The 23,978-nt window shown below is 31.7% G+C and carries 18 protein-coding genes and 3 tRNA genes; 4 read left to right on the top strand and 17 right to left on the bottom strand.

Going from position 1 to position 23,978, the window contains the following annotated elements; translation table 11 throughout:
- Window positions 1-188: hypothetical protein (locus tag IWX83_RS17280; RefSeq protein WP_231380013.1), on the top strand; the 188-nt coding region annotated here is incomplete at its 5' end.
- A gap of 370 nt (window positions 189-558) precedes the next feature.
- Here the strand turns inward: IWX83_RS17280 and IWX83_RS13135 are convergent.
- The 13 genes from IWX83_RS13135 to IWX83_RS13075 all read right to left on the bottom strand — a co-directional run bounded on the left by IWX83_RS13135 (window position 559) and on the right by IWX83_RS13075 (window position 18,532).
- Complete coding sequence (locus IWX83_RS13135; RefSeq protein WP_196830236.1) at window positions 559-4,380, bottom strand: COR domain-containing protein; 3,822 nt, start codon at window positions 4,378-4,380, stop codon at window positions 559-561.
- Window positions 4,381-4,407: 27 nt separating this feature from the next.
- Window positions 4,408-7,599, bottom strand: a complete 3,192-nt coding sequence (locus tag IWX83_RS13130; protein ID WP_370568420.1) for a type I restriction endonuclease subunit R — start codon at window positions 7,597-7,599, stop codon at window positions 4,408-4,410.
- Between the two features lie 26 nt (window positions 7,600-7,625).
- Window positions 7,626-8,621 carry a nucleotidyl transferase AbiEii/AbiGii toxin family protein gene (locus IWX83_RS13125; RefSeq protein ID WP_196830232.1) on the bottom strand — a complete coding sequence of 332 codons (996 nt, stop codon included), beginning with the start codon at window positions 8,619-8,621 and terminating at the stop codon, window positions 7,626-7,628.
- Between the two features lie 3 nt (window positions 8,622-8,624).
- Window positions 8,625-9,221, bottom strand: coding sequence for a DUF6088 family protein (locus tag IWX83_RS13120; RefSeq protein ID WP_196830231.1), 597 nt, complete (start codon window positions 9,219-9,221; stop codon window positions 8,625-8,627).
- A 505-nt stretch (window positions 9,222-9,726) separates the two neighbouring features.
- Window positions 9,727-11,403 carry an ATP-binding protein gene (locus tag IWX83_RS13115; protein ID WP_196830229.1) on the bottom strand — a complete coding sequence of 559 codons (1,677 nt, stop codon included), beginning with the start codon at window positions 11,401-11,403 and terminating at the stop codon, window positions 9,727-9,729.
- A gap of 14 nt (window positions 11,404-11,417) precedes the next feature.
- Complete coding sequence (locus IWX83_RS13110; RefSeq protein ID WP_196830227.1) at window positions 11,418-12,371, bottom strand: SIR2 family protein; 954 nt, start codon at window positions 12,369-12,371, stop codon at window positions 11,418-11,420.
- A 15-nt stretch (window positions 12,372-12,386) separates the two neighbouring features.
- Entirely contained in the window at window positions 12,387-13,052 is a 666-nt protein-coding gene (locus tag IWX83_RS13105; protein WP_196830225.1) for a hypothetical protein, read from the bottom strand.
- 17 nt (window positions 13,053-13,069) lie between these two features.
- Window positions 13,070-14,605: a hypothetical protein gene (locus IWX83_RS13100; RefSeq protein WP_196830223.1), complete on the bottom strand. Its 1,536-nt coding sequence runs from the start codon at window positions 14,603-14,605 to the stop codon at window positions 13,070-13,072.
- Between the two features lie 5 nt (window positions 14,606-14,610).
- On the bottom strand, window positions 14,611-15,882 hold the full coding sequence (locus tag IWX83_RS13095; protein ID WP_196830221.1) for a restriction endonuclease subunit S: 1,272 nt from the start codon (window positions 15,880-15,882) through the stop codon (window positions 14,611-14,613).
- A complete protein-coding gene (locus IWX83_RS13090) occupies window positions 15,866-17,434 on the bottom strand; it encodes a class I SAM-dependent DNA methyltransferase (protein ID WP_196830219.1) in 1,569 nt (522 codons plus the stop codon). The genes IWX83_RS13095 and IWX83_RS13090 overlap by 17 nt, the downstream gene beginning before the upstream one ends.
- Window positions 17,435-18,222: 788 nt before the next feature.
- A tRNA-Leu gene (locus tag IWX83_RS13085) sits at window positions 18,223-18,305 on the bottom strand.
- 42 nt (window positions 18,306-18,347) lie between these two features.
- A tRNA-Lys gene (locus IWX83_RS13080) sits at window positions 18,348-18,420 on the bottom strand.
- Window positions 18,421-18,459: 39 nt separating this feature from the next.
- Window positions 18,460-18,532: transfer RNA gene (locus tag IWX83_RS13075), tRNA-Lys, on the bottom strand.
- A 126-nt stretch (window positions 18,533-18,658) separates the two neighbouring features.
- Here IWX83_RS13075 and IWX83_RS13070 point away from each other — a divergent pair.
- The gene (locus IWX83_RS13070; RefSeq protein WP_196830217.1) at window positions 18,659-19,177 is read left to right on the top strand and encodes a shikimate kinase; all 519 of its coding nucleotides are present in this window, start codon (window positions 18,659-18,661) and stop codon (window positions 19,175-19,177) included.
- On the opposite strand, the gene IWX83_RS13065 is transcribed toward IWX83_RS13070, so the two are convergent.
- Together IWX83_RS13065 and IWX83_RS13060 are read right to left on the bottom strand one after the other, a co-directional pair.
- Window positions 19,169-19,669: a phosphoribosyltransferase domain-containing protein gene (locus tag IWX83_RS13065; protein ID WP_196830215.1), complete on the bottom strand. Its 501-nt coding sequence runs from the start codon at window positions 19,667-19,669 to the stop codon at window positions 19,169-19,171. The two genes, IWX83_RS13070 and IWX83_RS13065, sit on opposite strands and share 9 nt — an antisense overlap.
- 107 nt (window positions 19,670-19,776) lie before the next feature.
- Window positions 19,777-20,163, bottom strand: coding sequence for an RNA-binding S4 domain-containing protein (locus IWX83_RS13060; protein ID WP_196830213.1), 387 nt, complete (start codon window positions 20,161-20,163; stop codon window positions 19,777-19,779).
- Window positions 20,164-20,242: 79 nt separating this feature from the next.
- Between IWX83_RS13060 and IWX83_RS13055 the strand changes: the two genes are divergently transcribed.
- Complete coding sequence (locus IWX83_RS13055; protein WP_196830211.1) at window positions 20,243-21,208, top strand: FKBP-type peptidyl-prolyl cis-trans isomerase; 966 nt, start codon at window positions 20,243-20,245, stop codon at window positions 21,206-21,208.
- A gap of 74 nt (window positions 21,209-21,282) precedes the next feature.
- Here the strand turns inward: IWX83_RS13055 and IWX83_RS13050 are convergent, their stop codons facing one another.
- Window positions 21,283-22,236, bottom strand: coding sequence for a transketolase family protein (locus tag IWX83_RS13050; protein ID WP_196830209.1), 954 nt, complete (start codon window positions 22,234-22,236; stop codon window positions 21,283-21,285).
- 94 nt (window positions 22,237-22,330) lie between these two features.
- The gene (locus IWX83_RS13045; protein ID WP_073350959.1) at window positions 22,331-23,185 is read right to left on the bottom strand and encodes a transketolase; all 855 of its coding nucleotides are present in this window, start codon (window positions 23,183-23,185) and stop codon (window positions 22,331-22,333) included.
- Window positions 23,186-23,336: 151 nt separating this feature from the next.
- On the opposite strand from IWX83_RS13045, the gene IWX83_RS13040 reads away from it, so the two are divergent.
- A complete protein-coding gene (locus IWX83_RS13040; RefSeq protein WP_073350961.1) occupies window positions 23,337-23,918 on the top strand; it encodes a Crp/Fnr family transcriptional regulator in 582 nt (193 codons plus the stop codon).
- Window positions 23,919-23,978: the final 60 nt, after the last annotated feature.

The raw sequence follows: 23,978 nt of genomic DNA, 5'->3' as shown, positions 1-23,978 counted from the left end.
ATCCTAATTTAAGTTTAAAAAGTGGCATATCTTCAACCGGAATCCGTACCTCTTTTTTACTGGAAAGAGTGGCACATCATCAACTGGTTTATCCATTTCATAATTTAGTTCATAAAGTTAAGCTTTTATCATCTCCAATTATTGAAATTAAAGACTATAAATTTCAAGAAATTAATTTTGAATTATAAAGAAATTAAACAAGTGATATTTTCTACTCTTTAATTTACTTCTTAAAATTCTCTGCTTGTTCAAAAATCTCTTTGTAGATTTCATCAAGATCCACAGGTGGATAGCCGCTCTAAGTAAGTAAAATAATTAAATCCACTTTTAACTATGCTTTCATATCCTCTCTTTTACTCCAATCGAAATAGTTGGTTTTGTCGTCTAATACAAGCTTCACCTTTTGGGCTAAAACGATTAATATATCTTCAAATTAACTAAGTCGTATTAAACTACTAGATTCTTTAAAATGTCGTAAAAGGCTTTTTTACAAAATCAATACTAATATGCTTAAAGGATTTTTTTTCCTTTTTCAAAGAATAATACAAATCAATAATTTCATCTGTTGCCCTTATCTACTGATTTATTGACAATTCTTTCGTAGATGTTTTTAATATTTTTTGGTAAATCCTTTTCTTTAAACCAATCATCGTTTGTTGGTTGTTGATTAGAAGCAATCATGAATCTAAGGCATTCAACAATTATATACCAAGCCATATTTTTGTTATCAAAATCACAAACTGGCTTTGCTGTATAGGGTAAAGCTGTAAATTTGCTTAAATCATTATTTAAGGTACTCCAACTACAAAAATCTAAAATAATTGGAACTATCTTAAAGCTATCGTCCTTTTTCTTCTTTTCGAAAGCTTTGGTTATTTCATATTTATGAATATAATCAGTTCGCATTAGATTAGAACTTACCATAAAACAAACAATATCTGCCTCTTCAAAATGTTTTGTAATATCTTTATCCCACTCACCACCAGCAATTAATTCTGTGCAATACCAAGTTGAAATAATACCATCTCTTTTTAAAGATGATAGATGATCTTGAAATTCATTGACTAACCATAAGTCATCTTTTGAATACGATATAAATATTTTTTTCAATTTTCTTAAATTTTGATTGGTGAAATTTTGGAATTTATAAATGGGTAATTCTTTTGAATGAATATTTGATAGTGTTCTAATGATATAACTTTCGCCAGTTTCGGGACTTTTTTGTGTTGGCTCTGCTTTTGTTGATATAGAAGAGATTCTAAATTCATCTTTGACAGAATTCAACATAGTGCCCTTTACAAAATATTCATTGTCAAGTGATATATATAAATCATCTGGAAGTTTGTTAATAATACCAATGAAATTAACGGTTAACGAATTTCTAACTAATGGCTTTTTCTTTAATAAAACATTATCACTTTCAGTATTTGTTGTTATACTCATTTGGTCATTCTGATAATCTCTGAATGCTAGCAATGGAACATCATGGTAAATTGCAATTAAGCAATTAAAAATATATCTTTCGACAATTTGTAAATCTCTGTTTGCTAGGTTTTTATTACTTAAAAAAACGAATATCTCTAAATTATTAAAGTCTAATTTGATCAAAACTTTAACTGAATTATTCAAAGTAAATATTAATTGATCTCTCCAGAAATTTTTACTGTCTGGATTATTTCCGAAATGGCAAATTAACTGATTTACAATACCAAAGGGTATAAAGTTTTCAAATTTTAATGTGAAGGCGGGTTCATCAAGTCCAAAAGTCAAAATGTCGTAATTGTTTTTCACTTTAATATCATTTGCTAGTGGTAAAAAACTAGGAATAATATATTTTTTATTTTCCTTATTGTGAAATATGACCTTTTGCAGTTGAAGTAATTTAATGATTTTAAGATCGTTATTAGCGATATCAAGGAATTTTTCTTCACTTATTTCACCTCTATTTATAATTAAATCCTCTTTAGTTAAAATTTTAGAATGTATGAAAGTGGTAAGTAATGAAGGGTTTAACCATACCACATCTTTTAATTCGTTAAAATTTTTATAGTATAAAATCAAACCTTGCTTGTGCAATTGATCTAGATCTTCAATTAAAAAGTTCAAAATATCTGCGTAGGTTTCATTCTTTTCTGGCTTGCGTTTGTAGTTTTTTAATAATTCATTAAGATGAATACATTTTTCGGATGGAAAGCTAAAAATAAAATTTAAAAAAACTCCATACCATTTCGGTTGAAGTATATTATAATTACTCTGACTTTTCTTTTCCTCTATTTCATTATTAAGATTTGACTCAAGAAAATCTAAATTAATTTTATGAATGTTTTTTGCATCTATAGAATCTTGATTCAAAGAGATATGGAATTCATTCTTTATATTGATGCCTTTAATATTTGTGTTTTCTGTAATTCTAAGATCTTCATCAGCATGAGTTTGTGCAATTAACACCACCTCATCTTTTAATATTTCATCATTGCTTATAACATTTGCTTTATCACTATATTGATGCTTTAATTGATGCAACCAATAATTTTTTGTAAAATCCCTGGTAAGAATATTGTTTATCTTGTCTATTCGAATTTTATTTTCATTTGTTTTTGAATTCCATAATAAAATATTAATAGCGTCATTTGTTAAAAATGCTTTATAAATTCCATGATAATAATCTTGACCTCCAAAATCAAAGTATATTATCTCAGGCAGTTTTTTAGTTTTTGTTCTAGGATATTTTTCAATCCTCACAATATGTGTGCTATCACTTTGTTCTATTATTTTTCTGACTCTTTTATTGGGTGCTATTAAGTAATTTAGTAAAGTAGACTTTCCAGCACCATGATTCCCCAATAATAAAACTTTCACTGGAAGTTTATAGTTTATAGTTTCTTTAGCATTCTTTTTACTAAAATAATTCTCAACAGTACTAAGATGGTTTTCATATTTTGAAAGCTTCCAGTTTTGTTCACTTAAAAAAGGATTATGATCAATGACTAGCTTTTTGAGTAAGGATAAAATAGTTTCTAAATCATTAATGTTTTTTATTTTATTGGAATGTAAATCCAACATTTCTATCGATTTTAAATCTTTTAAAAAGCTAATATTTGTTAAAATATTATTGCTAGCATTTAATGACTTTAAAGTCTTAAAATGCGCTAAAAAAAAGATTGAACTTATTTTATTATTATTAATATGAAAATGTTTGAGTTTGTCTAATTTTTTAAGACTTGTAATAGAACAAATTTTATTATTACTAATATTTAAGTATTCGAGATTAGTTAACTTATCAAGGTTTTTAACGTCACGAATTCTCCAACTATTTTTTCTTTTGTCATTTTTCCAATCACCACCAATCACTAGCCTTTTTAATTTTTTTAATTTCGATATTTGAGCTGGTATTTCGTATAAATTATTCTCCAAAGCATAATCTTGGCTACTTACTTTTATCCAGTCATTATCAATATATTCGGCCCAATCATTACTTAATATTAATTCTTCGAGCTGAATACATTTAAATAAATTAGGTAATAAAGTGAGATCTGTGATTCCACAATTACTTAGGCATAATGTTGTCTCATTAGTTTTTAAACATTCTGTGATTCGTATGTTTGCTTTTTCACACATTACCTCAAACCACTTGGATATTGGATAATCACCTCTTAAATAAACTTCTGTAGGAGGATATATTAATGGATTTTCAAAAAAATTATATGTTCTTGTAAAATCTTCATTATTAATTAAATTAAGTATGGGGCTTAAGTCAAAAATAAGGTTATTGGAAAATATAAATTCTTGTAAATATTTTAGTTTTTTTAAACTTGAAATATCGGTAATTTTATTTTTTGCTAAATATATTCGCTCTAAATTTATAAGATTCGATATACAATTTACATCTAAAATAGAGTTATTATCAGCGTATAAAACTTTTAAACTTTTAAAGTTCTTAATTATAGAAATATCAGTAATGTAGTTGCTACCAATATTTAAGTGTTCAATTTTTGCTAGTTTACTTAGCGTAGAAATGTTTAAAATTTTATTTTCACTTAAATTTAATATTTCTAAATTAATCAAACCCGATAAAGGATTCACCTCTGAAATACTATTTCCATTTAAACTTAAATTTTTTAAATTTTTTAAATTTTTAATAAAACTTAAATCACCAATTATGTTACGATCTAAAAAAAGAGATTGCAAATTTTTAAGGTCAGGTAGAAATTTTAAATCTGAGATTTGCAGATCTGAAAGGTTTAGAGCTATAATATTATTGTTTTCATCTAAACTTACTGATCTGTTTATGTTTAAAAACCTTCCGTCTATGTAGTCAGTAAGGTACAATTCAGTATTTAAAATCTCTTGCAACTTTAAAACTACATTTGGTTTTTCCATCTATTGTAATTTAAATTTAGTACTTAATTAACTATTGTATTTCTTAAAATTCTCCGCCTGTTCAAAAATCTCTTTATAAATTTCATCTCTATCTACGGGAGGATAACCATTTTCAGCAAGGAGAACTATAAGGTCTGCTTTAAGCTCTGCTTTGATGTCTTCCCGCTTACTCCAGTCGGTGTATTTTGTTAAATCGTCAACAACGTCTTTTACTCTTTGTGCAAGTACGATTAGTTTGTCCTCTGCATATACAAAATCGTATTTTTTGGCTAAGGCTTTTAAGATGTCATAAAAAGCTTTTTCTTCAATGTCGATACCCAAATCTTTGAAAGATTCTTTCTCTTTTTTAAGAGCGTAGTAAAGATCAATAATTTCATCGGTGAATTCTTCTAGTACTTCACTATTTAATACATCGCTCTCTTTGCGTTCGTTATAACGGTCAACTATTGCTTGTAATCTTTTAGAAAAATCAATGCCTGTGATTTTATTAATTTTTTTAATATCATCAATTGCTTTGGCGAGTAGTTTTTGAAGTAGTTTGATTTTGGTATTTGGCAATTTGATTTTGTTAATCTTAGCCATGTAATCATCCGAAAAAATATCTACTTCCGTTTGATTGTCTTCACCCAATTTAAAAATTTCTTCTACACCATTACTTTCAATAGCTTCCTGTAGCATTTGGCGTACTCGGCTGTTCATTTGAGCTGTGTCTGGTGCTACGCCTTTGGTTAATTTGAATACAATGGAACGCACGGCCAAATAGAAATGAATCGTATCACGTTCAATTTCTTGAAAAGCGCCACTTCCGCAACAAATATCGTAAGCTGATTTTAGTCGTTTTACGATGTACATGAATCGTTTTTCTAAATCTTGTGTAAGCTGTACGAACTCAACGGCTTTATTAAGCGTGTGTAATTGTTCTAATGGAGAACCAACAAAGTATTTTGCTTTGTCTAACTTGTGAAACAATTTATTTAGTAAATCTAATTGATCTTTGACAACCACAATAGATTGTTCAATGTCTTCAATATTATTTGAATCCCCATTGCTGTAAAGTGCCAAGGCTAAATTTAACTGTTTTTTAATCCCGATATAATCCACTACAAGTCCTTTTTCTTTTCCTGCAAATTTTCTATTCACACGTGAAATAGTTTGAATAAGATTATGTCTTTGTATCGGTTTGTCAATGTACATCGTGTCTAAAAAAGGAACATCAAAACCTGTTAACCACATATCAACTACAATGGCGATTTTAAAATTGGACTTCTCATTCTTGAACTGGCGATCCATTTCTTTACGGTCGTCTTTAGTGCCAAGAAGTTGATACATTTCCTCTTCATCATCTTTCCCTCTGGTCATGACCATTTTGATGCGTTCAGAAGGTTTAATTTCTTTCTTTTCTTTTTCGGTTAATTCAGCTGAGCCATCAGAGATTTTAATTTCTGCCCATTCAGGTCTAAGAGCAATAATATTTTTATAAAGTTCATAGGCAATCGGACGACTGCTACAAACAAACATCGCTTTACCCTTTACAGTTGCACCTTCTGCAATCCTGTTTTCGTAGTGGTTTACAAAATCTTCTGCAACACTTTTTAATCGAGTAGGATCACCAATGATCGCATTCATTTGGGTCATGGCTTTTTTACTCTCTTCAATCTGGTTTTCGTTACTTCCGCTTTCTGCACATTGACTATAATAATTTTCAATGTCCTGGAGTTTATGATTGTTCAATAATACTTTGGCTGCACGTCCTTCATAAACAATACGCACTGTAATTTCATCTGCTACTGATTCTGTCATGGTGTACGCATCGACAATTTCACCAAAAACATCTATTGTAGCATCAATAGGTGTTCCCGTAAAACCAACGTAGGTTGCATTGGGCAAGGAGTCGTGTAAATATTTAGCAAAACCAAAGGTTTTAGATACCCCTTTTTCGGTTACTTTTATTTTCTGATCTAAATTGGTTTGACTTCGGTGCGCTTCGTCCGAAATACAAATAACATTCGTTCGATTTGTTAAGAGCTTAGTGTCTTCTGTAAATTTGTGAATGGTAGTCAAAAACACACCACCACTATTTCTACCCTGTAACAATTCACGTAAATTAGATCGGCTTTCCACGCTCACAATCGTATCATCTCCAACAAAACCTTTGGCGTTGGTAAATTGTCCAGATAACTGATCGTCTAAATCAGTTCTATCTGTAATTAGAATAATGGTAGGACTGCCAAAATAAGTGCTTTTCATTAATAAGCGACTTAAAAATAACATCGTATAGCTTTTACCGCACCCTGTGGTTCCAAAATAAGTTCCGCCTTTTCCGTCGCCTTCTGGACGTTGGTGTTTTTTTATGTTCTCAAACAGTTTAGTTGCTGCATAATATTGGGGATAGCGACAGACAATTTTTTCGTTTTTCTTGGAACTATCGGGGATATAAATAAAATTTTGAATAATGTCTCGCAGTCTATTGTGCTGAAACATTCCTTGAATCATGGTGAACATAGCATCAATACCGTCAACTTCTTTTTGCATGCCCTCAATTTTTCGCCAAGCATAAAAGAATTCATAGGGAGCGAAGAAAGAGCCCGCTTTGGTGTTTACCCCATCACTAATAACACAAAAAGCATTGTACTTAAATAATTCAGGAATATCTCTTTTGTACCGTGTCGTTAACTGTACGTATGCGTCGTGTATAGTGGTGTTCTCCTGAATAGCGGTTTTGAATTCGAAAACGACTAATGGCAAGCCATTGATGTACAAAATCAAATCAGGAATGCGCATTTCATAGCCTTTGATCGCTAGTTGATTGACAATTTTATAAATGTTCTTATCTTCCTCAGAATAGTCGATGAGTTGCACATAAAAATCTTTTTGGTTGCGGTCTTCCCGTTTTAATAAAAAACCATCACATACCATTTTCATGATAACTTTGTTCGTTTCATATAAGTCAGAAGAGGGGAGACGTTCTAAGTCTCTAACGATGGACTCGATTTCATTTTCGGTAATACTTTCGGTAGCATAGTTAGTTCTTAAGTAGGATTTTAAATCTTCGATAATAAGCACTTTTTCACTTACGATATGCCCGTACGCAGTTTCAGGCTCTGACGTGCCTTGATATTCTGTTTGTCGTATTTGCGCACCCACAAGATGAATTATTTTTTCTTCTTTTAGTAAACTTATAAACGCTTCCTCTAATTTTGATTCGGTAAATTTCATAATTTAAAATTGATCCAACTTGCGATGCCTTAGTTTGTTTTGAAATTTTGCATTACTTCTTTCATCTTTTCTAAAAGATTAGGAAAGGACTTAGATTCACCTATAATCATGTTTTCCTGCATCGTTTTATAATCTTGTTCCCAATTATTATAAACTTCAACAGGCGGGATTATTTGTAAAGTATCTCTTTTGTGGAATTCATAACTTATATTTCTTAGTGGTGTTACGGCTTTTCTGTGTGCTACAATTTGATCAAAAAGTGAATGATCTGAATATGCCCTTTGTGCAAATTCAGAATCCGCTAACCTATCTATATCATACAAATGACGAGACAACCGCTCGCTTCTTATTTGATCAATTGGTTTCAAAAATTCCTCATGCAGCAACAATACTTTTTCAATAAAAGTCCTTGTTGGCACAACCACATTCACCTTTGTTGCTTTTTGTGCAAAAGGAAGATGAGCGTATTCGGTATCTATAAATGAAATTATTTCCCTTTCCTCAACAGGTTCTGTTAAAGAACGGGCTCCCATTTCGATTAATACTCTAGGCTGAATATAGCTGTTATTACTTTCTATCAGTGGATCATAATAAAACTCCAAAGTGTTGGGATCGCTGGTATCATCTACTTTGTCATTGTATTTGATAGTATAAGTATTGGCTGCGATATTTAGTTGTGTTAATTGATTAATCAACTCTTCACGAAACTCATTTATAATGAAAGAACCCGAAGCTGTTCTTAGCCTCTTGATCGCCATTTTTGAAGGTAATGCTTCAAAACCTAGAAAACTTTTATCAATTATTAGATCAATATCTTCAGAGAACCGATTGATAATTTGATATGCCTTGCTAAGCGAAGTTCCTCCCTTAAAAATAATATGAGAGGCATACTTTGACTGAAAAACAGCTTGCAAAACAATACAAACCCACGCATCTTTCTCAACTGCATAGTCAGGCAAGCCTGTTTTTACTGCTGTTTGTTTAATTATATTTTGTTTTTGCTCTTTAGTAAGGTGTACCCACATAGCTTAATTTCTTAGTTTACTAATTATTTTTTGCACCCAAACTGGCGCAAACTTAAATTGAGATTTTAGGGACTCAGGATCTAGTTGTAAAATAAAGGGCTTTAGTTTTTCTAAATGAGTATCGGTTGTTTTATGCTGACCAATTTCTTTTAAGGCTTGAACAATTAGCATCAGTAAATGATCTTTGATGGCTAGATTGCGGGGGGCTGTATTTTTAAATTGAATAGAACGATTGCCAATATTGATGGTTCTTTGCGCTCCATCTGTTAAATAAACTGCTTTAAGCGGAATTTGAGTTGATAATCCCAATTGGTATAAAGCCAATGTACCTGTTGGGGCAATACGTGCTTTGTCTCGCTTGGCAATCTCTATCGCAATTTCCTCTGTGGTAGGATACAATGTACCTAGCAGTTCATCTTTTTTAGGTAGCAAATAAATACCGTGGGACAAACGCTCCAGTAAACCATCCTTTTCTAAACGCGACAATACCTTACGGATATTCTCTGACGAGCCGAATTTTACAAAATCATCTGCGAAAAATATTTTACCCTTAGATGACTTTTTAATCTTTAATTCTACCTGATTATGTGAGGATTGCACGGTATTTTATTTAGTTATGTGTCACAAATTTAGTGAATATTTGTGACAAAATATATTTGTTGCTTTGTCATTTTTTTTAGAACACCTTATAATAAGCAGATTCAAATCTATCTATTCGCTATATATTTGTATAAATAAGGTTTTGTTGTGTTTTAAAATTGCTTATTTGTTCTTTTTATACCATTTTCCGGACGCTAGGAAAATGGTATGATTTAATTTGTATCGTTTTACCAACGTCGGCAGAATGATGCTCAATACCTTCTCCAGAAATTTCACAAGCTGTTTTGCTTTAAAATTACCGCTAAAAAATTATCTCATTTGGTATAATATAGTAAGTATTGAATATCTCTTGCCATTCAAAACTCAATTCCTTCTTCAGTTTGATGTGATTGGAATTCAAAATTTGCGGTAAGCGTATTTATAATCTCTTTTTTTATCTTGTTTTATTCCTATCCTATTTCGCTTAAAGTTACTTGATGATTTATATGTTTTTTTTATAATATTTCTATGTTTTAGATTGTCTTCTTAAGGCTTCAACAGACAAATCTAAATTGACACTAGTTTTATCTTTAGACCATTCATCCCAAAAATCAATAGTAGCACTTTTTGGTTTGATAGTTGGTTTGTCAATTTGAACCCTACTAGGAAGTAATGATGCATCACCAACAATTAAGGCTTCTCCAATATCTAGAATTGGCAATAAATTTGCGAAGTCTCCTAAATTATCTGGAAATAATCTTTTGATTACATTTTGATCATCAGGGTTTGTTAGTCGCATAGCTATGAAATTCCCACACTGACTTAAAATTGTTTTACTTACATCTGAAGGTCGTTGACTAATCACAACTAATGATACCCCATACTTCCTTCCTTCTTTACTAATCCTCTCAAAACTTTGTAAGCCTTTTTCTTCAATTGACCCTTTTGCATTCGCTGGAAGATATAAATGTGCTTCATCACAAAAAATGGAAATTGGATGTCTATTGTCTTCATCTGTCCATTGCTGAATTGAAAAAACTAACCTTGCTAGCAATCCTGTTATAAGCGGTAAAATATCAGAAGGAACTTCTGAAAAATCTATAATTTTAATTCCACTTCCTTTGCCAAAATCAAGTAATTTCTTAATTAATTCACTAAACCAATCATACTTTAAAAGAATTGGGTCTTCATTGAAAAGAAAATTTAATCGTTTATCATCTTTTTTACTTGATAATCGCTGAACAAATCTGGTAAGTTTTCCAAAAAGAGGACCTTGTTTTTCTGTATTTGCTCGTGCTCCTTCAATCATTTTTTGATCTTCTTCATCCAATTCTTGAAGCAGTTGGGATATTGAGAAAGGAATAGGACTTTCAACCGTGAAATTATTTAGAACGTCCTGTTTATTCTCAACCTCTAATTTTTCTTTTTTCAATTTAATGATTAAATCAAAAAGAGCTCTTGATTGATTTGGAGCATTACTATCACTTCTATCCAATAATAAAGATTCAATTTCTTCATAAGATAAAAGCCAATAAGGCAGAAAAATATTATTTGGATTTGAACAATCATCTGATGGCCCTGCAATTTTTAAAAGAGAAACATTATCCAAAGCACTTAATGGAGAATATTCTCCATGTAAATCAAGGACTATACTATTTACAGATTTTAGCTTAGATGCACTTTCAAGAACATTTGCTACTGTCCAAGATTTACCAGAACCAGTTCCTCCAACTATTACAGCATGCCTTTGAAAAAATTTGTTTCCATCAAGATTTACATCTGATTCTTCTGCAATTGTGTAAGTACCAACTTTAAGTGGGTTTTCGCTACTTGAAGAGATCGTTCTCATAAACTCTGTTAATTCAGCTCCGATAAGTAAAAAACAATCAGCATTAATACTCGGGACAGTATTCAATGTTCTTTTAAAAAGGTTTTTAGCAGTTCCTTGTGTTTCTATAAAAGTACCTACTAAATTTACTTTAATAACATTTTCAATAACAAAATCAGCATCAGCACTTTCATCAATTTTATCTGATAAAGCTTTTCTAAGTATTTTAGAAATTAATCCTATAATTTTTTCACCAGTTTTTGTCGAACGAATTTGGATTATCTGATTTACTTGTACACTATTTAATAATTCTTCACTTTCAACCTTAACAGTGATATTTCCTGTATCAACACTTTGAACTTTACCTAATTGCATAATTTTTATTTTTTTTATATTATTTCAATAAAATTATTTAAAGACCAATAGTTGCCTTCCAGAATAATTATTTGCTTCTCTAAATTTCTCTCTTTAACTGTTACTCTAGTACTATCCTTGTCATGTTCTTCAATAAGTAAATATTTTTCAGCTCCTTCAATTTCTTGTAAACAAGTTTCTGAAATTATTTTTGTTATCACAACAATTGGAACTCCTTTCCTAATTTTTGTTTTAATTCTGGGTGTAAGATGTTCATCATTAAATCCAAAACCAACAACTAAAAAACTATTAGCAGAATTAATGTACAAATCAGACTTTTGAATTAATTCTCTATATGGGCTTTTATATGTTTCTTGGTATTTATTTTTCCCTGGACAGATAATTTGCGGAACTGAATTTTTAATATTATTTTGTAAATAACGAATATCCCCATCTAAATCAAACCAGTTAAGAGAGCCATGAACTTTAACAATATTAACGATGTTTTTATCCGAAAATAAATTTTCATCGAACATAGAAAGGTCTTTTCCTAAAAAACCATCCGTAAAAGGTATGCCATAAAATGAAAGTACATTTTCAATTATTCTATCATAATTTGTCGTAATAATGTTTGTGACTTTTGGATGTGCATCACTAATTTTTTCTACTAATTTTTTTATGCCATGAAATTCTACATTGTTTGAAATTAAAACTTTTTGTAGAACTTCTTGATCAACTTCAGAAATAGCATCCCAAATTATATTTCTAATTTGAGGCATTATTTCTATATACTTTTCCTTTCCAAGCTCAATTTCTAGGTTATCACAATCTTGATCAAACTCTCGAATATCAGTTTTAATAATTTCATTTAATTTCCACATACTCGGTAATCCAAATGGAACCGTAGCACCTGAACCCCAAATAACAACAGGAGGCATTTTTAAATAATTCTGAATTATTGTAAATACTTTTTCTTTTTCATCTTCCATATTCAGGATATTTATCTAAAATATTATTTTATCACAATATTTAGTTGCTTCAGGACAATGAACAAGTATTCCATTTTGGATTTCAACCTCTGAAAACCATAATAATCTGTGTTCATCTTGATGTTCATATTTCTTATGTTTCATAAACATTTCAACTCCCAAAGTTAATTGAGTGATTTCCTCCCTTATCATTGTTGGATTTTGAAAATCAATATTTTGAAAAATTTTATTTTGTTCCTCTTTTAATGTTTGTGTTTTAGAATCTCCATATATACAATCTCCTTCAATTCCTGTAGTAACATAAGGCATTTTTCTTGCAATTTCTTTACCAAAATTAACAGGATCATTTATTTTGATTGCTCCAACACCTTTAAAATCCTTTTTCACATTTTCATTGAGAGAATTTGTTGCGCATAAAACATAGGCTTTAAAACCCCCTTCATAAGAGATATAATGAGAAGCATTATTTCCGTTAAATCCTCCAACTAAATTATGGCCTTCAGTTTTATCTCCTTGCATCTCATCTTCATACTTCTTGAAATTATTAAAACTAGACAGATAAATATTTCCATTTTCAAAGAAATCTTCAATGTATTTTATATCACTTAATAATCGGTAAACTGGATTGATCTTTCTTAACCAAGTTACGTGAAAAGCTGATGTACTTTGAATATAATTCATAATGTTTAAATTGTATTTTAACTCTTTGTCATTTTTGCTAATGGCAAATTATTAAAAGGTAAAATTGTATGTTTTTTTTGACCTTTAACTGTAGATGCAGACCTCTTAGGCGCTGCATCAATAATTACTATGTTTTCTTGATTTAATAAATTTAATCTTGTCAAAGCTCTATTGACACTCTTTATGTCTCCTTCTGTATAACATAAAATCACCTTTATATCATTGGCAGATTTTGATGCTTTTTTATAAATATTCGTTTGATTTTCTAGGTTTCTAGTTAATGATGACGATTTACCAAGCTTGAATTCAACTATCGTTGAATCTTCTCCACCGAAAGAAACTTTATAGTCAGCTGGGCCACGTCCATTATTTACTTCAGCATTTACATCAAATGGAGTAGCATACCATGTTAATCTAAATATTCTTTGAATTGTATCTTCCTTGCTAATTGCTTTTCCATCATTATAAAAAATCCTATACCCATCATTATCTTCAATTACACTTTTTAAGAACATGACCCTCTTCAAGGATTCATCATAACTATTGGTAGGGACAATTGAATAAAAATCACTGTGTTTTAAGAGATAATCACATAACGGGGTTAATGAATCTATTAATTCATCTAAGATTTCTTGAATTTTTTCTTTGGATAATTTAGTAGCTGCTTCTTTATTTTCCTCTTTTAATCTAATATAGTAGTCAATAATTTCAGGAAAAAGGAGTGATGTCTTTTTGATAGCATAATTAACATCATCCTTCTTAGGTTTTTTCGGTAGTTGAGATCTGAAATATTGATTAATAGATTCTCTTAAACTATGATTATCGATTGAGTTAGCAACGCTTTTAAAATTGGAAAAAAACTCATTATTATTTATTATGGAATCATCTTTAGTTAATATATCAATAGGAGTTAAAATTATAAAATCACCATTTCCCTCTAAATAAAAAAAAGGTAGTTTGAATTTTTTGGGTAACCAAACTTTTAATTTTTCATCAAATACACATCTAATATTGAATTCTTTGATTTGATTTGGTTCTAAATATTTTAAAGCAAATTCTTCGGTGTAGCTTAATAAATATTCAAGTATCAAATTTGTTGTAAAATCACTAATAAAGTCTTTCCCTACACCTGAATTAAGGATGGTTAGTTTCTCAATATGAGATTCTTCAGTGATTACTTCATTACCAAAGGAATTATAAAATCCATTAAAAGCTTCAACTACATTTTTGGCAAATTTGGCTCCTAATCCTTTTCCTTCATTTCCGTATTTTGACATCCCTAGCCAATTCTGTTTAATTTCACGAAACTTAAAAAGATTATTTTTACCAGCCGTCGTGCCGTTCTCAACTGCTATGTTTTTTAAAATAACTAAATGTTCAACAATATTTTTGTGAAGTAGTTTATATTCTTGTTTTTTTGAAGCAAATAAAAGAAAAGGATCTACAAACAATGGCAAATCAGAGGACAAACATAAATTCAAGGCACCATAAAGATCTAAAACTGATTTGTCAATATTGAAATAATCGCTAAATAATATTTTAAAACTTGCCATATAAATTAATTTAGAATATGTGTTTCAGTTTTTACTTTTGTCATTTTTGTCAACAATAAATCCTTCAATTCAATTAATCTTAAATTTTCAACTTCATACAAACCCATTAGATCATATATTTTATTAAAATGTAATAAATTTTCTTTCGGAAAGCTTTCTTTTGGAAAACATAAAGTAAATGAAAACAAATGCTGTATGGTAACGCTTGCTTGATTTGCACTTCCTTGAGCACCAATAATAACAAAATCAGAAAATTCTTTAGTTGACAATGAAGTATAAAGTAATAATTGCAAAGTGCTTTTCTTTGCTCTGATTCTAATCATATTTTGATTTATAAAACCAATTTGCTTGATAGCAGGAGCTTTTACTACTTTACCAACTACTGATTCAGGATTTTGAGGCCATGAACCCACAGATGTAATAATTATATCATTAGTTAAAATTGCGAAATCTAAATATTTAAACGAATTTTTCTCACTTAAATAATGACATTTTGACAAGTCAATTGATTTTTTTGATAAATCTGAAACTCTAATTATTGGTATACCTGATTTTTCATATTCTAAAGATTTAAAAGGATTTCCTTTTTTATAATCAATGAGTTCTTTTAAAGTAATAGTTTCAAAGTTAATCGGAATCTCCTTATCCAATTCCTCACACCAAACCATCGCTCCACCAGTACTTTTATACGGTTTTCCATTTTCATCTGGAAACTCAAAATCTATAAACCATTGTTTGTAAATCGCTTGTGCGGTTTCTTCGAGTTTAATAATCAGTTGGTTGTTGAGCTTAATTCGATTTTGAATGGTCTTGTATTCATTTACAATCTCAAGTTGTTTTTTTAGAGAAGGAATTGGTAACATACAATCACATAGCGCGTCCCAATCAAAGCCTCCTCGAATAGCACTGTCGCATTTGAAATCTGCATATCGATCAAATTCGGATCTTCTAAACCACATCATTAAATATTCTGGATTTAGCTGTTCTAAGTTCTTAACTTCAAAAACTGGATAAGCGGGAGAAACTAAATTAGGCTCATCATCTATTTTTAACACTACAGGAAATTTATGAACTCGAATAACCGACATAAAATCACAAGCAAACTGCCATTTAAGCATTACCTTATACACAGACATGTCAGTTCCTACAATATTTGAGGTCGATTGTCTAAATTCTTTAGTCATACTTAAACCTCTTAAATCAGTAATGCGAGAATCTTTGTTTCTTTTTTCTACTTTGGTAATGTAATCACCTAAACGGTTATAATTCAATTTCATAACCTAATTCTTTGAAAACGGTTAATAAATCAATCTTGGATTTAGCTTCTTCCTTCAATAATTTTGAAAATTCAGTTTGTAAAGAATTCATTTTGTCATCAAAATCAATGTTCTCATCACGGTTTACAAATTCAATATACTTACTCGGGACTAATGAGAAATCTTTAGCTACTACTTCTTCAAGCGAAGCAGAATAGCAAAACTCAGGGACATTGGTGTATTTCTCTAAATCAGTTTGCCAGTTGTGGTAGGCTTGTGTGATTTCTAGAATGTTTTCTTCTGAAAATTGCGTGTATTTCTTTTCGAATGGAATTCCTTTTTCTCTTAAATCAAGAAATAAGATTTCGTTTTCTCTATTGCGATAGTTTCTAGTTTCATCGGGTAAAGTAACTGTTCGTTCTTTTTTATTTTTATTTAAAATCCATAGTGTTACACTAATGTCAGTGGTATAAAACATAGATCGTGGCAAAATTACAATACTTTCTACTACATCATTTTCAATCAGTTTTCTACGAATTTTGTATTCATCACCACTGCCAGACAGCGCCCCATTCGCCAAGATAAATCCAGCCACACCATTTTCAGAGAGTTTGCTTACCATATTTAAAATCCAAGCATAATTAGCATTAGAGGTAGGAGGAACATCGTACCCTCTCCAACGTGGATCATCTACTAATTCATCACTCGCTCTCCAATCTTTTTGGTTAAAAGGAGGATTCGCCATAATGTAATCGGCTTTTAAGTCAGGATGTTGGTCACGCCCAAAAGTATCTGCAGGAACATCGCCCAAATTAGCCGCAATACCACGAATGGCGAGGTTCATTTTGGCTAGTTTATAAGTCGTAGCCGTATATTCTTGTCCGTAGATGGAAATTTCTTTTTTGTTTCCGTGGTGGTTTTCGATAAACTTAATCGATTGTACAAACATACCACCAGAGCCACAAGCTGGATCATAGATTACGCCTTTGTAAGGCTCGATCATTTCGGCAATTAGATTCACAATGCTTTTTGGGGTGTAAAATTCGCCTTTTCCTTTTCCCTCGGCAAGCGCAAACTTACTTAGGAAATATTCATACACACGACCTACAATGTCTTGTTGCTTGTCTTTTATGGTGTCAATATTATTGATGGTATCTAATAAGGCGGCGAGCTTACTCACATCCATGTTCAATCGGGAAAAGTAATTGTCTGGCAATGCGCCTTTCAGAGCAGGATTGTTTTTCTCTACGGTATGTAGAGCGGTGTCAATCTTTAATGCAATATCGTTTTGTTTGGAATTTTGTATAATGAATGACCAACGAGATTCCTCAGGTAGAAAAAAGATGTTTTTCATGTTGTAAAACTCCTTCATCTCGATGAACTTGTCTTTGCCTTCTTCAATAAGTTCTTTGCGACGTTCTTCAAATTTATCGCTGGCAAATTTTAAAAAGATCAACCCCAGTACTACGTGCTTGTATTCTGATGATTCTACTGTTCCACGGAGTTTATTTGCTGAATCCCAAAGGGTTTCTTCTATTGATTTTTCTTTTTTTGCTTTTACTTGTTTTGCCATTATGAAATATGATGCTGTGAATTTTTATACTATTTTAATCTCTTTGTAAAAATAGGATTTTAAACACAACAAGTAATATAAATAGACTTTGTGTTTTAAAAAACTTTTTTTCCTTTCGAAACGCCTTATTGAATTAGACTTTGATTTGAACATCAAAAATAGACTATCTCATTTGTATAATTTTACGGTTTTCCACAAGTACTAATTAAAATAAATTTCGTTGATTCTAGTTTGCATTCACTTTTGTTTTAACCTTGTTCCTTGATTTGTAAATAGACGTTGATTCATTTTATAAAACAATACCCACTTTTGGTGATATTGAATGGTGCATCGGTTATGTTAATTCAACGCTTAATCTATTTAGGATCTGAGTTGCATTTCTCGTTAACGTGAAAATAATTTTCTTGGTAACGAGAAAAATATTTCTCGGGAACGGGACTAATTTTTCACGTCGACGGGAAAGTAACGTGAATTGACGTGAATTTTGAGTTTTCTGTATTCATAAAATCGATTCTTTTGATTCATGAACAAGTATGGAGCGTTTTCACGTTAACGAGAAAGTAAGTCTTGATGACGTCAATTTATAATTTAAGAAATTATGAAAAACTCATTATGATCCTAATTAGTTTTACTTTGCACAGGTGATAATATATGAAATTCAATAAAGTAAACTTATTTTGAGCTTCAGATCGAAGCAAATAAAAAAGGTTTTAATCACACACTTTTCAACTTGGTTGACTAAATGTTGACTAAAACCTCTGTTAAGTCCCTAGATTAGGGGTTAAATGTGACCACGGTGGGATTTGAACCCACACGCCCTTGCGAGCACCAGCCCCTCAAGCTGGCAAGTCTACCGTTTCTCCACGTGGCCTAAAAAAATAAAAGGCCAAGTAATAAATTACTCGACCTTTAGTGACCCGACTGGGGCTCGAACCCAGGACCCCATCATTAAAAGTGATGTGCTCTACCAACTGAGCTATCGAGTCAATGCTTTCAAGAAAATTATGTGTTGATCACTAAAATTGTGACCCGACTGGGGCTCGAACCCAGGACCCCATCATTAAAAGTGATGTGCTCTACCAACTGAGCTATCGAGTCATATTCTTTCCTTGAATGCGGGTGCAAATATAAGGACTTATTTTGGAGTTTTCCAAGCAATTTTATTATAAATTTGTCTTTTTTAAACAATAAATCTTAACGCCTTAATTTATAAGGTTTTATTCTATGAGAAAAATTATATTATTAGGTTACATGGGGTGTGGTAAGTCTACAATTGCCAACAGTCTATCAAAAAATATCAAAATCCCTTTTGTAGATTTGGATAAAAAGATAGAAGAGAAAACGAATTTATCGATAAATGCTATTTTTGAAAAGCATGGAGAAATTTATTTCAGAAAGTTAGAACATGAAATTTTTGTCGAATTGTTGCATTCTCCTGAATCGTTAATTATTGGTTTAGGGGGAGGAACACCATGTTATGCCAATAATCATGAATTGCTAAAAGGGGAAGGTGTTGTTTCTATTTATCTGAAAGCTTCCATTGAAACTTTGTTTCAAAGATTGGCAGTTAATAAAAGTAAACGCCCTCTAATTGCTAATAAAAGTGAGGGCGAAATGAAAGAGTTTATTGCAATCCATCTTTTTGAACGAAGTTTTTATTACAATCAAGCACAATATAAGGTGGTGGTTGATGATAAAACAATTCATCAGACGGTGGTGGATATTATGGACCTTTTAGCTTAAATACGCGCAATTATCATTGTCTTCATCAAATACCACTTGAACGTGCTCTAATAATGAGGTTGAGAGAGAAATTCCTTTGAAATCTGCTTTTACAGGGTATTTTTTATGATTCCTGTCTACTAGAACGGCGGTTTTAAATTTTTTCAAAGGAACGTCTATAAAGTGTCGTACGGCATAGATCAATGTGGTTCCTGAATTCAATACATCGTCCACAAGAATAAGGCCTTTGTTGGCATATTGCTCTTTTGATAAGGAAGTGTGGATCGGTAAGTCCGGATTCTGTTTGTTAATTTGTACTTCGCAAAGAGAAACTTTAATTGGCGAAATGGTTTCTAGCACCTGCGCTATTTTTTTTGCAAATATAAAACCGTTGGCTGCAATTCCGGCAATGACAATTTCTTCTTCCTCCACAAAGGTCTCGTAGATTTGGTATGCAATTCTTTTTATTTTGTGTTCTATTTCCTGATTTGTTAAAATTATATTTTTGCTCATTGTTTTTTGTTTTTTTTGCTTGTTTAAGGTTTCAAGATGCTTTTGCAAATGTTTTTAAAATTTAGGTTTTGCACGAGCATTAAACCTATGCCTCTTCGTTTTTGAAACTAATCTTCTTCTTCAGTTTTGATTTCATTTCCAAATTCGTCAATGTCTCTACGGTCTTTTTTAGTAGGCCGTCCAGTTCCATTTTTCCGATAATGTTCTTTGGATAATTTTAAAAGTTCCAAATGTTGATACGCTTCAGCCGGTGTATCATTTCTTCTATAAATATCGACCAGTTTAGCACTTACGCGATTTTCAGGAATGTCTAAAACCGTAATGGTTTGGGTAATTTGATCTTTTCTAAAAGTGATTTTATCGGTAGGAAAAACTTCCTTAGAGGGTTTGGCAACAAGGCCATTTACCGTTACATGATTCTTTTTACAGGCCTCGGTAACCATGTTTCTGGTTTTGTAATACCGCACACACCATAAATATTTATCTATTCTCATAAATTTTCTAAAATCGGAGTTAAATAGTTTACAAAAATCAATCAATATTGTATCTTGCGCACTTAAAAAATTAGCTATAATGAACAAATTTAAGTATTATTTTATTCTATTTATTACAACTATCACTTTATTTTCATGCTCAAAGGATGATGTAGCACCAATAACTCCACCAAGAGATTATGCGGTGCAATATGCTACTGATTTAAATGATATTGAAGAATATTTAAAAAATTATTATATCGAAGATGTTTCGCCAGATGTTGATACTAAAATAACAAAAATTCCTACAGGAGGGTCTCAGTCTTCTATTTGGTCTTATCTAAACAGCACTACTTTTCCTAAACTTTTGAGCAAAGAAGTTAAACTTCACGATATCACTTATAAATTATACTATGTAGTTTTGCGAGAAGGAGTAGGCCAGTCTCCTTCAAATACAGATAGGGTATTGACTGCATATAAAGGAGAGTACTTAGGGCGCACTAAAGTTGCTGAAGTAGAAACACTAACGCCTACTTTTTTTGAAGAAGCTAGGAGTCCTCAACAATTTTTTAATCTAACTTCAACGATAGTTGGATGGGGAGAATCGTTCCCTCAATTTAAAACAGGAACGTACTCTTCAAATGCTGACGGTACAGTTTCATACCAGAATTTTGGTGCTGGAATTCTTTTTATTCCTTCAGGATTGGGATATTTTAATTCAGGAAGTGCTAATATCCCTTCTTATGCGCCTCTAGTTTTTAGTATAAAATTATACGAAATTAACAGAGTTGATTCTGATAATGATGGTATTCCTAATTATCTCGAAGATGTTAACGGTGATGGATACATGCGCGTTTTAGCTACAGGAGTTGCAAATCCAGATGATACAGATGGAGATGGAATTCCTAATTATTTAGATACAGATGATGATGGGGACGGCGTAAGCACAAGAACTGAAATTACAGCAGCAAATGGTACTATTATTCCTTTTGAATCTATTCCGAGCTGTGATGGTAACACAACTAATCCTGACAGAATCAAAAGACATTTAGTGAAGTGTAATTAGAAGCATTCAAAGCATAAAAAAACCAGTTCGTTTATAAATTCGAACTGGTTTTTTTTTGGAATCAAATAAAAAGATTATTTTCTTTTCATAACTCTTTCTACAGCCTCAACAATTGCTTGATTGTTCAATTTGTATTTATCCATTAATTGTTCTGGTGTTCCAGATTCTCCAAAACTGTCATTTACTGCCACAAACTCTTGTGGTAAGGGGCTGTTTAAAGCTAGAACTCTAGAAATACTTTCTCCTAGACCTCCCAAAATGTTATGCTCTTCAGCAGTAACAATACATTTTGTTTTTTCCAATGATTTCAAAATCGCTTCTTCATCTAAAGGTTTGATCGTATGAATATTAATTACTTCTGCAGATATTCCTTGCGCTTCTAATGCTTCAGCTGCAATAAGTGCTTCCCAAACTAAATGTCCTGTGGCAACAATCGTTACATCAGAACCTTCTGTTAAAACAATTGCTTTTCCTATCACGAAAGGTTCGTCTGCAGGCATAAAGTTAGGCACTACTGGACGACCAAAACGCAAATAAGCTGGACCATGATGATCTGCTAATGCTAATGTAGCCGCTTTCGTTTGGTTGTAGTCACACGTATTAATTACAGTCATTCCTGGTAGCATTTTCATCAAACCAATGTCTTCTAAGATTTGGTGTGTTGCACCGTCTTCTCCTAAAGTTAAACCTGCGTGCGAAGCACAGATTTTTACGTTTTTCTCCGAATACGCTACTGATTGACGAATTTGATCGTATACTCTTCCTGTAGAAAAGTTAGCAAAAGTTCCTGTAAATGGGATTTTACCACCTATAGTTAATCCAGCTGCAATTCCAATCATGTTGGCTTCCGCAATTCCAATTTGGAAAAAACGCTCCGGGTGATTTTTCTTAAAATCATCAAATTTTAAAGAACCTATCAAATCCGCACAAAGTGCCACAACATTTTCATTTTTTTGACCTAATTCAGTCATTCCCGCTCCAAAACCCGAACGTGTATCTTTACTTCCTGTATTTGTATATTTTTTCATTATTCTTTTTAAATTGAAAGATTAAAAAATTCTGAAATGTTTCGCCATTTGGCCATCGCATGGATCAGAAATTGTTACTCAATAATCTTAATACTTAATAATCTGAATTACCTCCAGTATTATAATTTTGACCTAAAGCAACGTCAAGTTGCGTATCATTAGGCGCTTTACCGTGCCAAGCATGACTGTACATCATAAAATCAACACCATTACCCATTTCAGTATGCAACAATACACAAACTGGTTTTCCTTTTCCAGTTCTTGATTTGGCATCATTCATACCAGCAATAATCGCTTCGATGTCGTTTCCTTTTTCAATTTCTAAAACATCCCAATCAAAAGCTTCAAACTTAGCACGAATACTTCCCATAGCCAAAACTTCGTCAGTAGAACCATCAATTTGTTTTCCGTTTAAATCGATTGTAGCGATAAGATTGTCTACTTTTTTTGCAGAAGCATACATGATGGCTTCCCAGTTTTGACCTTCTTGCAATTCACCATCGCCGTGAAGCGTGTAAATAATATGGTTGTCCCCATTTAGTTTTTTAGCTTGTGCAGCACCAATTCCTACTGATAATCCTTGTCCAAGAGAACCAGATGCAATGCGTACTCCCGGTAAACTGTCATGTGTAGTTGGGTGACCTTGTAATCTGGAATTGATCAAACGGAAAGTCGCTAATTCCGATACTGGGAAATAACCGCTTCTTGCTAAAATGCTGTAAAATACAGGAGAAATATGTCCGTTTGAAAGGAAGAAAAGATCTTCTCCAATACCGTCCATATCAAAACCTTCCTTGCGGTCCATGATATTTTGATATAAAGCGACAAGAAATTCAGTACAACCTAAAGAACCACCTGGATGACCTGAGTTGACTGCGTGTACCATTCGAAGAATATCTCTTCTGACTTGGATTGTTAAATCGTTTAATTGTTGTGTGTTCGGTTTCATTTGTGTGTTAAAATTAGACTGTGCAAAGATAATCAGATTATTGGATTTATGTCTAGTTCCATTTTTAGATTTATCAATAGTTATTAAGGATTGTGTTTTTTTAATGGACTACTTTTTTTATGAAGTATCAAGTATTTAGTACCTTGCAACCATGTTTCAACAATTATTCAAAAGCATTCAGGAAAAAGTGATAGTGACCCAAGAGGAAATGGAGTTATGTAAAACTTTTTTTATTCCAAAAAAGTTACGTAAAAAACAAACGTTGTTACAAGAGGGAGACATTTGTATCTACAACGCATTTATTGAAAAAGGCATACTTCGCTCTTTTTATATAGATGAAAAAGGAAATGAACATCTTGTGCAATTTGCCATCGAAGGTTGGTGGATTACTGATTTGTCTAGTTTTTTGACCAATAGCCATTCCATTTATACCATTGAAGCCCTCGAGGATTCTGAATTACTTTTGCTGACAACAGCAGCCAGAGAAGCTTTGATGGATCAAATCCCCATGTTCGAAAGATACCAACGCTTGCTGTTGCAAAATGCCTATATTGCGAATCAAGCCAGAATAAATTCGGCCTTAACCGAAACTGCCGAAGAAAAATACATCAATTTAGGAAATGCTTATCCTGGAATTGTCAAACGAGTTCCCCAACACATGATTGCTTCTTATCTTGGACTTACACCAGAAACATTGAGTCGCGTTCGCAAACAAATTAGCAACAAGAGTTAATTTTAATTGATTTAAATCAAGAGAATTTCTTGTGGTACATCAACAGAAACTTTTATGCTG

Origin of the sequence: Flavobacterium sp. CG_9.1, from assembly GCF_015751645.1 — a bacterium.
In the GTDB taxonomy this organism is placed as follows: Bacteria; Bacteroidota; Bacteroidia; order Flavobacteriales; family Flavobacteriaceae; genus Flavobacterium; species Flavobacterium xanthum.
The sequence above is the reverse complement of the archived record's forward strand: the minus strand, read 5'-3'. Positions and strand labels throughout refer to the sequence as shown.